At 49.5% G+C, this 15,103-nt stretch carries 15 protein-coding genes; 9 read left to right on the forward strand and 6 right to left on the reverse strand.

Features of this window, described 5'->3' with window-relative positions:
• The first annotated feature begins 26 nt into the window (after positions 1–26).
• The 6 genes from DHN43_RS26550 (at position 27) to DHN43_RS26575 (ending at position 5,035) form a co-directional block, all read left to right on the forward strand.
• Positions 27–881, forward strand: coding sequence for an ABC transporter permease (locus tag DHN43_RS26550; RefSeq protein ID WP_108820665.1), 855 nt, complete (start codon positions 27–29; stop codon positions 879–881).
• A complete protein-coding gene (locus DHN43_RS26555) occupies positions 881–1,678 on the forward strand; it encodes an ABC transporter permease (protein WP_075701434.1) in 798 nt (265 codons plus the stop codon). Before DHN43_RS26550 ends, DHN43_RS26555 begins: the two co-directional genes overlap by 1 nt.
• Positions 1,678–2,811 (forward strand): ABC transporter ATP-binding protein, encoded by a 1,134-nt coding sequence (locus DHN43_RS26560; protein ID WP_244307032.1) that lies wholly within the window; start codon positions 1,678–1,680, stop codon positions 2,809–2,811. Before DHN43_RS26555 ends, DHN43_RS26560 begins: the two co-directional genes overlap by 1 nt.
• Positions 2,812–2,825: 14 nt before the next feature.
• A complete protein-coding gene (locus DHN43_RS26565; protein ID WP_108820666.1) occupies positions 2,826–3,512 on the forward strand; it encodes an SGNH/GDSL hydrolase family protein in 687 nt (228 codons plus the stop codon).
• A 103-nt stretch (positions 3,513–3,615) separates the two neighbouring features.
• Entirely contained in the window at positions 3,616–4,002 is a 387-nt protein-coding gene (locus DHN43_RS26570) for a hypothetical protein (RefSeq protein WP_108820667.1), read from the forward strand.
• 136 nt (positions 4,003–4,138) lie between these two features.
• On the forward strand, positions 4,139–5,035 hold the full coding sequence (locus DHN43_RS26575; RefSeq protein ID WP_108820668.1) for a LysR family transcriptional regulator: 897 nt from the start codon (positions 4,139–4,141) through the stop codon (positions 5,033–5,035).
• A 91-nt stretch (positions 5,036–5,126) separates the two neighbouring features.
• On the opposite strand, the gene DHN43_RS26580 is transcribed toward DHN43_RS26575, so the two are convergent.
• The 5 genes from DHN43_RS26580 to DHN43_RS26600 all read right to left on the reverse strand — a co-directional run bounded on the left by DHN43_RS26580 (position 5,127) and on the right by DHN43_RS26600 (position 9,982).
• Positions 5,127–5,801, reverse strand: coding sequence for an FMN-dependent NADH-azoreductase (locus DHN43_RS26580; protein WP_108820677.1), 675 nt, complete (start codon positions 5,799–5,801; stop codon positions 5,127–5,129).
• A gap of 180 nt (positions 5,802–5,981) precedes the next feature.
• Positions 5,982–7,241: an amidase family protein gene (locus DHN43_RS26585; protein WP_159097005.1), complete on the reverse strand. Its 1,260-nt coding sequence runs from the start codon at positions 7,239–7,241 to the stop codon at positions 5,982–5,984.
• Positions 7,242–7,254: 13 nt separating this feature from the next.
• Positions 7,255–8,151 (reverse strand): polysaccharide deacetylase family protein, encoded by an 897-nt coding sequence (locus tag DHN43_RS26590; protein WP_108820670.1) that lies wholly within the window; start codon positions 8,149–8,151, stop codon positions 7,255–7,257.
• Complete coding sequence (locus DHN43_RS26595; protein WP_108820671.1) at positions 8,148–8,840, reverse strand: DUF1989 domain-containing protein; 693 nt, start codon at positions 8,838–8,840, stop codon at positions 8,148–8,150. The genes DHN43_RS26590 and DHN43_RS26595 overlap by 4 nt, the downstream gene beginning before the upstream one ends.
• Positions 8,841–9,076: 236 nt before the next feature.
• Positions 9,077–9,982 carry a LysR family transcriptional regulator gene (locus DHN43_RS26600; protein WP_063289878.1) on the reverse strand — a complete coding sequence of 302 codons (906 nt, stop codon included), beginning with the start codon at positions 9,980–9,982 and terminating at the stop codon, positions 9,077–9,079.
• Positions 9,983–10,111: 129 nt separating this feature from the next.
• On the opposite strand from DHN43_RS26600, the gene DHN43_RS26605 reads away from it, so the two are divergent.
• Positions 10,112–11,341: an aminopeptidase P family protein gene (locus DHN43_RS26605; protein WP_108820672.1), complete on the forward strand. Its 1,230-nt coding sequence runs from the start codon at positions 10,112–10,114 to the stop codon at positions 11,339–11,341.
• A gap of 246 nt (positions 11,342–11,587) precedes the next feature.
• Positions 11,588–13,045, forward strand: a complete 1,458-nt coding sequence (locus DHN43_RS26610) for a sodium:solute symporter family protein (RefSeq protein WP_108820673.1) — start codon at positions 11,588–11,590, stop codon at positions 13,043–13,045.
• A gap of 395 nt (positions 13,046–13,440) precedes the next feature.
• Here the strand turns inward: DHN43_RS26610 and DHN43_RS26615 are convergent, their stop codons facing one another.
• Positions 13,441–14,211, reverse strand: coding sequence for a type III effector phosphothreonine lyase (locus DHN43_RS26615; RefSeq protein WP_108820674.1), 771 nt, complete (start codon positions 14,209–14,211; stop codon positions 13,441–13,443).
• 488 nt (positions 14,212–14,699) lie between these two features.
• Between DHN43_RS26615 and DHN43_RS26620 the strand changes: the two genes are divergently transcribed.
• A partial coding sequence (locus DHN43_RS26620; RefSeq protein ID WP_159097006.1) for a Crp/Fnr family transcriptional regulator occupies positions 14,700–15,103 on the forward strand: 404 nt, incomplete at its 3' end.

The following is a 15,103-nucleotide window of genomic DNA, read 5'->3' on the forward strand; positions in this document are numbered from 1 at the left end:
CTCAGCGATAATCCCGGAATAACACCATGCAAAAACCCGCGTTATCAGCTCGGAGGTTGCTTTATAGCAGCTTCTGGGTCTCACCCTTACCGTTCTGGCTTACTCTTTTCTTTCTCGGCCCACTTCTTCTTCTGGTTTGGTTGAGTTTCTGGGATGTGCGGAACTTCGTGCTGCAGCCTGATTTCCAACTGGATAATTGGGTGAAAATCCTGAGCGCCAACTATTTCTGGCAGGCATACGGGCGGACATTTCTAGGGGCCTCCTGTGTTGCTGCCATTGCCAGCCTGTTGGCTTTGCCGTGTTCGCTGGCTATTGGTTTTATTTTGTCAACGCGTGCTAAATTAACAGTATTGGGATTGTTCGTAGTACCCTTCTTCACAAGTTACCTTGTGCGGGTTTACTCATGGCAAATCTACCTGACTGATAATGGGGTAATATCCAATCTCCTTGCCGCTATTGGTCTCGAAACCGGAAGCCTCCTTAGCTCAAAGTTTGCGATGCAGGTCGGATACGTCACGCTTACGTTACCTCTGGTGGTAGTGATCCAATCGATCTCTATGCTGTCTTTTGACAGAACACTGATCAACGCGGCTTATAATCTTGGATGTGGCCCAGTAAGGGTGTTTTTCTCAGTCCTTCTGCCGGGTACTCGTGCAGGTCTTATTCTGGGGGCACTCTTTGCTTTCATCTTCAGCTTTGGCGACTTTGTTTCTCCGACCTACATGGGCGGCGGTAAGTTCCCAACTCTCGCAATATTGATCACAGACACCGTCAAATCAGGCCAGCAATGGCCACGTGCAGCTGTCATTGCAATCGTGATGATTGGGACACTGCTTATTGTCGCTTTGACGAGTCTTAAACTCGCGTACCGGAGGAAGTAATGCACCTTTCTCAAGCAACAAGAATAATCCTCATGGTCCTGTGCGCAGGTGCTCTTGCGTTTCTCTATGCACCGATTATGACGAATTTTGTGTTTTCGCTCACGGCCGATCGTTTCCCAACGCTTCCTATCTCCGGCTTCTCAACCCAATGGTATGAGCTGGCATTTGGGGATGACTTGGTTATTCGAGCATTGCTCAATACAGCGTTGGTTGCTCTTATTGTGGCGCCACTCTCTACGTTTTTGGGGTTCACTGCTGCCTATACTGACTATCGTTTCAATTTTGTTGGTAAGAAGCTGCTGATGGTGTTTGCACTGTTGCCGCCATTGGTGCCTCTTGTCGTCTCTGGTCTGGCAATGCTGGCATATCTTTCCAGAGTGGGCCTCTCGGGCAATCTCTCTGCAATCGTTATCTCCCAGATTGTCCTTGCCTCTCCCTTTGCCATGGCCATTATCCGACTACGCCTCTCTCAGATTGACGGCGATCTTGAGTTTGCTGCTCAAAACCTCGGAGCATCAAACTGGAGGGCATTTTGGGAAGTCATCATTCCCTTAACCAAAACGTCCGTTTTTGCGGCATTTCTGCTGAGCTTTGCAGTGTCTTTTGATGAGTATGCCGTCACTTGGTTTGTTGGCGGCCTTAATGAAACAGCATCGGTCCGCGTTCTCAGCTTCCTTCAATCTGCAGTCAGTCCCCGCATCAATGCGATTGGTTCATTCACATTCGTTGTGTCCATGAGCTTAATCCTGTGCGCCCAGTTTATTACTCTGCGCCGGTTTTCAAAGGAGAAACTGTGATGACCGCAAAGATCCAAACAAACACTTCTATGCAGGCTGATGAAAGCCCATCGCAGGATGTACACATCGCGCTTCGGGATATTCGTAAGAACTACGGCAAAGCCGTGGCTATCCGGGACTTGAATCTGAACATTGATCGCGGTCAGTTTACCGCCATCATGGGCCCCTCTGGTTGCGGTAAAAGCACATTACTGCGTTGTCTGGCTGGTCTGGAAAGCATAACTACCGGTGACATTTTGCGCTCTGGCCGTTCCATCAGGCATCAGGAAATCTGGGAACGTGAAATGCCTATGGTATGGCAGTCTCTTGCTCTTTTTCCATTTTTGAGCGTGCTGGAAAACATTGAGTTCGGGCTGCGCATGAGCGGCGTCTCCAAAGGTGAACGCCATCGACGAGCTCATGAGTGGGCATCAAAACTGGGGTTGGATGAATATGTAAACCGTTCAATCGACCAGCTTTCTGGTGGCCAGAGACAACGGGTAGCGCTGGCCAGATGCTTGGTAACTGAACCTTCGATTATTTTGCTGGATGAACCACTTTCCGCACTGGATGCGCACCTCTCGTTGCAAATGCAGGCAGAGCTAAAACGCCTGCAGCGCGAGCTGGGAATTACCTTTGTTTATGTAACGCACAGCCACTCAGAAGCATTCTCTATGGCCGACAAAGTCGTGATTATGAACGAAGGCCGAGTTGAGCAGGAAGGCGCACCGCAGGAGATTTACCTCAAACCGGCAACCAGCTTCGTGGCACGGTTCCTTGGTGGCAGCAGCATATTGAGCTGTACGGTTAAATCTACTGAAACGGACGAAGTGCTTGTTGATGGAAAGGATGGCACTTTCAGATGTACCTCAGATGAGTTCAGAACACTTCAGGTTGGCAGCAAGATCAATCTGATTGTGCGCGCTGATCAGATCTCATTGTCACAGGAAAGCGGATGGGCGGACAACGAAGTTTATTGCCGGGTCGTAGGTGAGGAGTTTGTGGGAGCGCTCGTCAACCTACAACTGGAAACAGCCTCTGGATGCAAGATCTTCGTACAACTTCAACAGCGTGACTTGAAAACCTTAGACATCGAAGTAGGGGCGGGCGTTTTCGCGAATTGGCACCCAGAAGACTGTCACATCATCAACTGATAAGGAGAAGAAGAATGACCTATAACGTGCTCGTTTATGGTGACTCAAACACGTGGGGTTGGAAGGGAGTTGAAGTTGCCTTCCCAAGTTCACGTTACGCAGATAATGATAGATGGGCAGGTGTGCTAGCTGCGGAGCTGGGTGATAAGTTCAAAGTTAGTGTGGATGGGTTGACTGTCCGCTCAACTAATCTAGACGAACCAGCTGCATGGAACAGTGTGCCAGCAGACGCCTTCAATGGTGCAAAAAACCTGCCTGCCGCCATCGCTCGCGAAATGCCACTTGATCTTGTTGTCATCATGCTGGGGACTAATGATCTGAAGAATGATCTGGCTCGCAGTGCGGAAGATATCGCTGATGCGATCATTGAAGTTGCCAAGGTTGCAAAGGGGACAGAAGGAGGAGTGGCCTATACCTACAGGGCTCCCGAAGTGCTGGTTATATCTCCGCCACCTGTTTCGACGATGGCACACCCGGACTTTGCCGCAATGTTTGAAGGCGGACAAGAAAAGTCACGGAAACTTGGGGCAGCGCTGAAAGCTGCAGCTAATGCTGCTGGCATAGAGAGTTTTGATGCAAGCGTGGTCATCCCAGAGGCTGCCGGTCTTGATGGTCTGCATATGTCTGCTGAGCAGCACAAGATCCTTGGAAGAGCCGTTGCCAAGAAAATTCATGTGATGGCTGACGCTGCCGTAGACTGATCAGTAAAGCGAACTTGCGAATAACAACAATAACATAATGCAAGTCAATACAGAGGTGAAGCCTGAAACAACAATGTTTCGGATTGAAAGGGAGGACAAACCTATGAACCTAATCAAGAAAGTCGTCACTGCGGCAGTATTCGCAATGCCGTTGGTAGTGGCGCATGGAGAAAGTGCAATGGCAACACAACTCAACGAGGCTAGTGTTTTGGAATATGTAACTTTCACTGCAAAAGCAGGGACTGATGCAGAGAAGTTAGCTCAGGTTGCTGCGAGCATTAACAATAACCTGACAAATGTTTCCGGGTTTGTCGACCGTTATGTTTCACTGCAGGATGACGGGATATGGGTTGAGGTAGTATTCTGGAAAGATTTGCAAAGTGCAAAAGATGGTCTTCAGACATTTTTGGCGGATGACCGAAACAAGCCATTTCTGGATATGGTGAACGCAGATTCCGTGAAAATTACCTATTCTGATCTGAAACATTAAACACAAGCGTACGCAGAGCTGCTTGTTTTTGAGCCCTGCGTACATGCTTTTAAAAAACTGATTTACAACATACAGATACTCACCTGCTAAACATGGTATGCTTGCAGGTAGGAAAGCAAGATACAAGGTAACTGAAATGCGCAGACGCATTCCTCCGCTGATCGCTGTCAGAGCATTTGAGGCAGCTGCTCGTCATGGCAGTTTCACAGATGCTGCTGACGAGTTGGCTGTCACACCAACAGCGATCAGTCATCAGATCAGGCATTTGGAGAAGCTGCTTAACCTTCAATTATTCGATCGGAATGGGCGGAACCTTAGCCTGACAGAGCAAGGAAAGCGCATCCTGCCAGAGGTGACACGTGGGTTTGATTGTCTTGCTGCTGCATTCTTCGAAACATACGGGGAAAAAGACAATAAGTCTGTCAATGTTAGCGTAACACGAGAGTTTGCCCGTTATTGGCTATTTCCTCGCTTAAACAATTTTTACGAACGTTTTCCCGATTACGCCGTGAATGTCATTGCTTCTGAAAAATGTACCCCGCTTGATAGTAGCGAGGCTGATCTGGTTATTCGGTATGGCCCGAAAGCCCCCCCCGATAGTGTTGAAATTAATCTGTACAGAGAGGAATATCTGGCTGTTTGTTCACCTAGTATGTTATCGGAAGGCAATCAGATAGAGAACTTGACAAGCAAGCGCTTATTGGATGTGCGTTGGGAGCTATCCAGCCTCAACTCTCCGACATGGAAACGCTGGTTCTCTGAAAATAATAATGAAGGCTATGAGGACTACATAATTTCCAAGGTGGATGCCTATAATCTTGCACTTGATGCTGTCATCAGAGGAAATGCTGCAGCGCTGATCAGTAATACCATTTTTGAAGCTCAAGAACTGAATGATAAAATTGTAGTGCTCAATGGAGCAAGGCTACCCGGTTACTTTTACAGAGCAGTTCTAACTATTGGTGGCACTCGCAAAAAAACAGCACAGAATTTTCTTAGATGGCTTCAAGATGAAGTAGGTGCTACTATCTGAAATTTATAAGATTTGACAGTATTAACGAAGTCTCGAGAGTTTGAGTGCATTTTAAAGTACGGAAGAAGGTCAGTCCTTCTCCCGCGTACTATTAGGCTACAACTGGCTCAAGCTGCTCGCGGAGTGTGGTAGCCAGATTGTGAGTTTTCTCACGTGCAGCGGCCACAGATCTCTCCCAACGTTCATCCTTAAATTCTTCATAGTCTGCACTGATCAAGTGGATGTCCTCTTGAGCGGCGCCAAGGTAATGTGCACAGGCTGCAATTGCTGGGTCGAGTGCGTTTATGTGGAATCTGATCCCTTCCTTCTCAAAACCAAACTCGCCGCGACTGGAAAGGACTACTAGTTTTTTACCGGAAAGAAGTGGTGCAATTGGATAATCTCCGCGCGAAAGATCAAATGAGAAAGTTTCTCCGACCCGCGCAATCAGATCAAACCACGCTTTCAGGCTTGCTGGCATAGAATAATTGTACATTGGTGCACCAAGTACGATTACATCTGCTGCTTTGATTTCCGCAATCAGTTGATCTGACAGGGCGAGCTGCCTTCTCATCTCATCACTACGTTCGGTGGGGGGAGTAAATGCAGCAGCGATCCAGGTTTCAGAAATAAAATGCGGTGGTCGTAAGCCGACATCGCGACGACAGATGACCTCATCCCCGGATTGTTTCCAGCTATCTGCAAACAGTTTGGTCAGGGAACGAGTGATGGAACGTGTTTCTCGTGCGCTCGAGTCAACAATGAGTAGTTCTGGTGCGGATGCCATGATCGTCTCCAATTTTTCCATTTATAACTATTCGGAAAAATGGGGTGACCACAAATGATTGAAGATCATCTCAGCATGACATTTCTTCATTATGAACTTTGTTTCGTGGCAAATAAAATTTATCTCAACCAACATTCTCTACTTAGAAAAAGTGCAGTTTTAAGCCTAAACGCAGCACCTTTAGTTCAGCAAATGCTCAAGATGCAGACCAGCTTGTAAGACTTCATCGTCTGTCCCGTATGCGCCGCAAACAGAGTAACTCAAGCCAGGATCAGCAGGTTTCATCGGTATGGCCAGGGATGGAACGTTAAGGAAGGCTGTGAGCATAGTCAGTTTAAGTACATCTGCATTCTTTCGCTGAAACGTCGCACTGCTCTCTTGGACTTCTGCAAGATTAGGGGGACGACAAGCTACCGTCGGCATCAACATCAGATTACCTGATAAAGTTTCTTGCACAAGTTGGCAGAGCTTGGCACGAGTTGTCATTATATGTTGCAGAGTATCAGTTGAAACTGGGGTAAAGTCCCGCAAGCGTTTTTTGATTTGCGGATCAATCAGCTTATCCTCGAGTGCTACAAGCTGTGTGATCTGCTCATAAGCTTCATGGCCTACAAGTGGCCCAAATTCTGCAAAAAGGGCAAGTGTCTTATCAAAGGCGGGGAATGGTCTGCGTTCGATATCTATCCCGTGCTGTTCTAACAGATTCACAGTATCCTCAAATGCATTGGAAATATCTTCATCAAGAACAGGGTGAGAAAAGACAGGTAAAATGAATTTTTGAGTGAAGGGTGTTGCATTCACCCGTTCTGGCAATGTCCCCCTCATCGCACAGTCAAGGGCTATGATGCCCTCTACGTTGCGGGCCATCGGGCCTAATACATCAAGAGAGGGAGCTAGTGGTACGACACCTTCCATTGCATAACGGCCCATAGTAGGACGATACCCGCAAATACCTTGAAATGCGGCAGGGACACGGGTGGAGCCTGATGTATCAGACCCGATCGCAAGATCGCATAAGCCTGATGCTATGGCGCTTGCGCAGCCTGAAGATGAGCCACCAGGTACAAGTGAAGTATCTAAGGCGTTCTCAGCTGTTCCGAAATGCGGATTTAGCCCAAGACCAGAGAAAGCAAGCTCAGCCATGTTGGCATGGCCAACAGGCATGGCCCCGGCATTAATGATAGCTTCTATCACTGTTGCATTCTCACCTGCCGGTCTCTCAGAAAGCAGTTTCGACCCAGCGGAGGTTGCAAGGCCTTTTAGCGCAATGTTTGCCTTGATCGCGACAACGGCTCCGTCAAGCTGTCCATGACCGCTGCTGGTTATCTTTCTTGGTATTGCCGCCCGACTGAGTTCATGGCGCTGTGCCTTGTTGTCAGAAATAAAAATTGAAGTAAAGGAGGTTGTTGCAAGCTGTGCTTCAAACTCCTCACAACCCATGAATGCTCCCATTTTACTTTGCACCCAGATGAACAGGTTGGTTGTAATAAGGCAATTCTTCCACGCGAATAGACTGATTATCACGCACAAACTGATTATTCACATGCTCTGCAATCTCATGAAGTGGTGCAAACCAGATATCACCTCGCTCCAGAATCGTTTCAAGCCATCTTTCAACCAGTGTCCAGCGAGCAAGGCGCCCTGTCAGAAATGGATGCCAAATTGCCATCCAAAAACCACCATGCTCATATTGAGCCTCAAACTCTTCCCAAAACCCTTCCAGCCCCCTCGAAGGCCCTGCGACGGGCATCATGTAATCAATCTCTGAGTAGTGTGCGAAGGGTGGCCAATCATCTGTCCCCCAATGTACAGGCAGTTCAACAAGGGATCCTTTAGCTGTATGAATTCTATAAGGAATATCATCTGCCATCAGTGAACTATCGTACAGAAAGTCATTATCGACCAGGAGATCAATCACCCCTTGTGATGCGTTGTAGACTGGAGCGCGATACCCTTTGGGTGTGTTGCCAATAGTTTTTTTATGGGCTTCAAGAGCTCGCTCAAACCAATAACGGTGTTCCGCATCCGAAAGGTTAGTCGGATCTTCATGGAGATAACCATGGTGGCCTATTTCGTGCCCATCTTCCTGGATTAGATCCATAGCCTCTGGATATTGCTCAACCACCCAACCAGGCACAAAAAACGACTGTTTCAGACCCAATCTGCGATAAGTGTCCAAAATACGGGGTAAAGCAACAGTGGGACCATACCGTCCCATAGAAATTGGATACAGACGATCAAACCCATCTTTGGGGCGAGAAATGTGGATCAAGCTATCTGCGTCAACGTCGAATGTTATTGCGCAGGCACATCTGGCTCCATTTGGCCAGACAATTGGGTTTTGAATCATGCGTTCCCCCAAAGGGTAACGCGGTAAGCAAGGTCGGATGGAGCACAGTTCTCACCGTTTACTGGAGTGACATCTTGCGGACAAGCAGACATTACAACCAGTACGTCGACCTCAGCACGAAACTCGATTTCATCGTCCGGTCTTGAAACCGGTGCTGCCCATTCTGTTCTGCGGGCTGAGGTGATAGGAACGTTCATCCAGAGGTTAAACGGGTCTGGAATTACCTTTGCTTCTAGGCCGATGGACTTCAATGCCTGGCGCAGATTATCTGTACAGTTATCGTGATATTCTTTGCACCCAAGCTGTTGGTAACGAGCATGATCACACGCGGCAATGACTGTGTCATGCACACCTGGGGACGTGTCACGTACCAACGTAAGCATGGATCGCCTTGCATTGGATACGAGGATATCGCCGACGGTTGGCACTACACTTGCCAAAGCGGTCCGACAATGGCTCATGGAAAGGTACTCATACAAGTTGCTCGGATTAAACGCCCAAAAATCACAAACTTGCGTGCCTGTTGGATTCACCACGATGAGAGATTGTCCAGCCTCAAGCCTTACAGCAACCCCTGTTCTAGCAGGTAATGTATAATGCTTGTTGAGCTCTGGGCTACCATCACTGGAAATAGCCCCTGTTATGCTGTCGTTCAGACCTGTGGGCATATCTGGGTAAAAATTGGGCATCCGTCACCTCCTTTGATGTGCCCTAATTTTAACATCACATCTCAGGATCACATCAAAACGAATTACTCTCAGTTAGGAATGATGAAATCTCGTTTAGATGGGTCACAATGTATGGACCGCCTGCGTTTCGCGAGAGAGTTTTTACTTGGATGCTTGAAGTCACAAAAGCAATGTTGAAAGCTATCTCTTTGTAGAGCCCGCTGATTTTTGCAACAGCGCCACTTATTCAGCCTGCGCTAATGTCTCAAACCAACTTTCCGTTCGGATAATGCCCAGTCAGAGAAAATGTCGATATGTGCTTGCATTGATGACGGGACACGTTTGGATCTGATGAGATAGTAATCTGACCCGTAGGTCATTCGGCGGTCTGAGAGCTGAACTAGAGCTCCTATCTCCAGATCCGGCTGTACCATCGCAAGCGGGCAAAGAGCGACGCCTTGTGCCGATAATACGGCAGCCCTGAGTAGGTTGAAATCTTCGTAAGTTGTCCCCTGTAAAGGGCCGAGGTCTTCGTTCCCGTTGAGATCAAACCAGCGTTGCCACCCCCATGTATCACCGTCATGCAATAAACCAAGACTGCACAAATCCGAGATGTGATCCAAAGACTTTCCGTGTTGTTCCAATAGGGCTGGGCAGCACACCGGAAGGCTGTCACCACTCAGGAAGAATGACGCGTCAACATCCGCACCCTGCGGTTCGTTCGACAAGAAGGAGAAAGCGATATGTACGTCTGAATAGTCGATCTCGTAACCATGGATTGCATAGATAATACGCGTCTCAATGCTCGGATGGGCTTCTTTGAATTTGGCAAGCCGGGGTATGAGCCAGCACATGGCAACGGATGGGATTGCGGCAATGACCAGTTCGTTGCGGCCATTGTCCGAACGGGCGCGGTGACATGCGGCATCGATCTCAGTCAGTGACAGAGACAGAGAATTTGCCAGTTCAACGCCACGCTGCAACAAGATTGCACGGTTACCCTCACGATGAAACAGCGGTGCCTCCAACCAGGTTTCAAAGTTCTTCACTTGATGGCTAATCGCAGATTGCGTGACAAAAAGGGCGTCGGCTGCGGCTTTGAAAGAGCCTAGTCGTGCAACTGCTTCAAAGGCACGAAGGGCGTTCAACGGAGGCAAGGTCATGATATTCCTTCTTCATTAGAAAAACTAAACCTATCCTGAAATAACATCGTTTGACGAAATCGTGCAACTTCCGGTTCATGTGGTTAGTTTTTAGCCGCTTTTGGCGACATTAAATTCAGGAGTCCCCTCATGGAACGCGAACGTCTACAGAACTACGTCGGTAACGGCGACAAGGCTCCCGGCACTTTCTCAGACGTCGAAATGCAGCGTCGCCTAGACGCCATCCGTGCACATATGGCGAAGGAAAACATCGATGCAGCTCTCTTCACCAGTTATCATTGTGTGAATTACTACTCCGATTTCATCTATTGCCAGTTTGGGCGCCGTTACGGGTTTCTCGTTGACCACAACATCGCAACGTCCATCAGTGCAGGTATCGATGGCGGTCAGCCCTGGCGCCGCACCTTTGGCGGCAAAAACATCACTTATACCGACTGGCAGAAAGACAATTATTTTCATGCCATTCGCCCCCTGATAGGTGGTGTTAAGCGTCTGGGAATTGAGTTCGATCACATCACCATCGACACGCTAAACCTGCTTAAGGCCGAGTTTCAGAACGTCGAACTTGTCGATATCTCAGCAGCGTCCATGCGCCTGCGCATGATCAAGTCTGTCGAAGAAATTGCGCATACTGAAAAGATGACACGCATTGCAGACATCGGCGGTGTGGCCTGTGTGGAAGCAATTGCAGTTGGTGTGCCTGAGCATGAAGTAGCGCTGCACTCAACGGCAACTATGGTTCGCGAGATTGCCAAGGTCTGGCCTCATGGCGAACTTTTAGATACCTGGACCTGGTTCCAGTCCGGCGTGAACACCGATGGGGCGCACAACCCAGTCACCAGCCGCAAGATCCAGCGTGGTGATATCCTATCCCTCAACTGCTTCCCGATGGTCGCAGGCTACTACGTAGCGCTTGAGCGTACGCTGTTTGCCGAGCATGCGAGCGATGAGCACATCAAGATGTGGGAACTGAACTGCAAGGTCCATGATCGCGGCAAGGAGCTGCTGGTGCCAGGTGCGAAGTGCTCCGACATTGCCAAAGAACTGAACGAGATCTACGCCGAGGCCGATCTACTACAATACCGTAGCTTCGGTTACGGCCATTCCTTCGGGGTGCTTAGTCACTACTATGGTCGCGAGGCAGGTCTGGAGCTGCGCGAAGATTGCGAGAAGATTCTAGAAAAAGGCATGGTAGTGTCTATGGAACCGATGATCACTATTCCCGAGAACATGCCCGGCGCGGGTGGTTACCGCGAACATGACATCATCGTGATCGAGGACGAAGGCAATCGCAACATCACCAACTTCCCTTACGGACCCGAGCATTTGATCGTCAAATCAGTTCCCAAAGCGGCTTGATCTAAATGAAACGCCCCGACCTGTGCATGGTCGGGGCGTTTCCGCATATAGAGACATTTTAATCTGGGGGAGCATATGTTTCTGAATTCATGGGTACTTGATTGGTTTGTCATCCTGAGTATGGCCACCATCGCCGCCGCGCTTGTGGCTTGGCTGTTAGATCGCGTTCGCAAAAACGACTGACCCCAAAGACCCGTTCCGCAACAGAAGGCGGTGCATCACTTACCAAATCTGGAGGAGGAGATCATGGAAAGTATTCCGTGGATCAACTGGCTGATCATGGCGACGTCTTTTATCGCATTAATCTGGCTGGGTTGGAAATCGAGCAAAGTTGTGCATTTCAATAACGATGACGAAAGCGGTTTTCTAGTCGCTGGCCGGTCGCTTGGCCCTTTTGTGGGTGCCGCGACGATCGTGGCGACGGGCTACTCCGGTTGGGGCTTCATGGGCTCACCCGGTGTCGCTTACGAGTTCGGTGCCATCGAAATTCTAGGCAACTTTATGTTTGCACCTGCAATGGTGATCGCTGTACTTTTCTTTGCTAAGTTCCTGTCGCAGCGCGCAGCATCCATGGGCAGTAATACGATCCCGGAATATGCGGCCAACCTGCATAGCACCGGTGGGCTAGCTCGTCTGGTTCAAGGCGTTGCGGCAATCGTCACAATTGTCTTGTTACTTGTATTCCTGACTAGTCAAATCAAAGCGGTTGGCATACTCGCGTCAGGGTGGCTTGATCTACCGCAGGTCTGGGGCGCTACGGTGATGATCTCAATCATCATCCTGTATACTGTTCTAGGTGGTCTGACGGCGGTCGCTTGGACTGACACGCTGATGCTGATAGGCATGTTGATTGCCGCGGTTATCGTGTGTGTTCAAATGTTCAGCGACATTCCCCTGATGCAGATGGTCACTCAGCTGAATAAGATCGACCCTAATCTCGTGAACCCTGTGTCTTCTGACCCTTACGGCCAGGCCAAAGGTGCAGTCTATCTGGTTTTGCCCTACGCGTTCATGTTCTCCGCTGTCCTGCCCTACATGGCAGTGCGCTTTCTGGCGTTTCGAGCCGACGTGAAGTTCTCGACTGTTGCGCTTTATGTGGCGCCTTTTGCGTGCATCCTGTCGCTGATCCCCATCGTCGGTCTCTACATGCGGCTCAAGATGCCGGATCTCGCCGAGGCCGATCAGGCTATGCCGGTCTATTTGGAGACGTTCCTGCACCCAGTTCTAGGCGGCTTCATTACGCTCTGCATCCTGTTTGCCATGCAGTCCACGGCAAACTCGTTGCTGCACACGGTCGCCTCTGCCGCATCTCACGATCTACGTCGAGCGCTGTTCCCGGGTCATGAAAACCCCAAGACAGTTTTGTTCATCAACCGAACGGCAGTTGTGGTGTTTGGATTGGTCGGCTTGTTGATGATGATCTACGCGCCACCGTTCTTCCTGTCATGGTTAGGTATTCTTGGTACAGGCACTCTGCTTGCTGCTTTGGTTGGGCCGGTCTTCATTTCAGCGTTCTGGCGCGGAAACGCATACGGGGCACTGGCTGCTATGGTTGGAGGCTTCTGCATTTCGGGCTACCTGTTGATCTGGGGTACTACTGGATGGGTGGTAGGGCCTTTGGTTGGATGCGTAGTTTCGTCGGTCTTGTATGTCGGTGTGAGCATTCTGACATCCAGTCTGGATAGGCGGACTGCAACCGCTTGATCATAACGCATCGCCAACAGCAAGGGTAGGATTTTGGAACTGCCCTTGCTGTTGAAGTTTGAGAGCGTGGAGCTCGTCACAGTTACCCGACAATTTGATTAAAGTTGCTATGCCGCCATTCTCCAAGTCCTTTGTTCAATAGATGTGAAAGAGTAATGAAGGTTTATACGTGCTCTTCGTTCGGTAGCTGTACATTTATTGAGTTGAGAAGAGTTCACCCCACAAAGATCTACGACATCGTCACCTTGATGTTACCTCAACCTCTGCCAGAAACCCATGAATATCGTCTTCTAGCCCACTCTTAGAGCGGGCCAAAGTTGCCGGATATTCTTGACCGCCTTTTCAGCTGCTGCACTGGCAGCCTTGCGGTTAGGTTTAAAAATGATTTTCGCGTCTTATTCGGTGAGAGCTCGGAAGACGGGTTCCTGTTTTAGGAATGCTGCTTGTTGCTCGCCGCCAGCACGGTCGCTGTTTAGCTCGTTGCGGTAGCTAATGTAGCCCCAGTGGTGAGCGGAGACGTCTGAATCTGGCTTTACGCCTTCATCTACCCAGTTGGTCAACAAAGCTCCTTCAATCTCTTCAAAGAACTGGCGTGTTTTTACCAGCTGCTCAGTGGTGTAAGGCTCGCCTTCTTCTTCAGCACGGATGTAGAGAGTGAATTGGGCACCATCAGAAACACGTCGCGCCAGATTACTAGTATCTACGCTACCCTTAGTAGAGTCTAGATTGGTCACTTTCCACTTGTCGATTGGAGAGTCTGGAGACAAAAGCAAGCCGGAGATTGCATCAAATGCTTGTTCGAGGTGCTCTTTCTTTACAGAAATATGAACCTTATCGCCGTGGTTCTCGCCTTTAAACTGCCCTTCTTCGCGACCAAAGTTAATGAACGAGTTGACGCCCGGTAGATTGTAGTAGCTGAAGCCTTCGTGATCACCGAAGTTTTGCGATTTGATGCCGTTGTAGTTTGGCGTTGAGTTTGCGAGGCGGAATATTGGTGCGCGCTCTTGACGAAACACTTGTGCAACCTTTTCAGGGCCTTCAGCAGTTACGCCGTCCCCGTTTACTGAACTTGGCAGGCTATCGTAAGTTGGTTCGAAGGCATCTCCGTCAAAACCGCCTCCGATAAAGTGCGAAGGGCTAAAACCTGAAGCTCCATCTATTGGCATCTCATCTCTCCTCTAGATCACCCAGGTGGAGCGAACTGCGCCGCATTGCTGAGCATGCCCCACCATTTACTGTTGACTGTCATTTAAGAGGACTGGATGCAGGGAAGTGTATCGTATGGAACACCTCGTCCAAACGTGATCGTATGGTTAAAGGGTTTGGGGATGAAAAGTTGTGCCGTATGCCGGCTGCCTAATTTGAGGTTGCCCCTTCAACTTCGGTGAGCTTGGACTGGTTCGAGAAAAGTGGAAGGACTTCGGGTTAGCGTGTCTCAACTCTTGATGGAAACGCTCTAATGGCGGCTTCTGGCCCGAAATTCTAGCCATTCCTGACGCGTCGCTTGTGACCACAAGCAGACATTCGTGGCTATCGCTAGCTGCAGCCGCGATTGAAGCTCTGCAACTAACAGTATGGTGTGTTGACAACAAGGGCGATGTTCAGGATAGGTGATGAAGTGTACGCCCTCAACGCATCTTAAGGAACCTTGGCCATGACAGGATTGCTGGATCACGGGAGCCTCAAGTTCCTTGACCTGCTCAGCCCAAAGGTCGAGGCCGCTTTTGCAGCTGTCGAGCAGTGCCACACCTATCAGGACGGCCGCACGATCTTCTCGACCGGTGATGATGGTGATCGCCTGCTCATTGTGCGTTCAGGTGCAGTTAGAATGGGGCGTTTCAGCCCCAGTGGCCGAGAAACAATTCTTGCAGTGCTTGGTGAGGGCCACTTCATTGGCATCATAGGCGTGCTGACCGGCCGCAAGCGGACGCAAAATGCTACAGCAGTTGGTAAAACGACAATTGGCTATGTTCACAAAGCTGACTTTCTGACGTTAATGGACGCCCATCCCGAAATCGCCCGCGCAGCTTTGCCAGCCACGTTAAGCCCTTTKAATGT

Source organism: Pseudovibrio sp. Alg231-02, assembly GCF_900143565.1.
Taxonomy (GTDB): Bacteria; Pseudomonadota; Alphaproteobacteria; order Rhizobiales; family Stappiaceae; genus Pseudovibrio.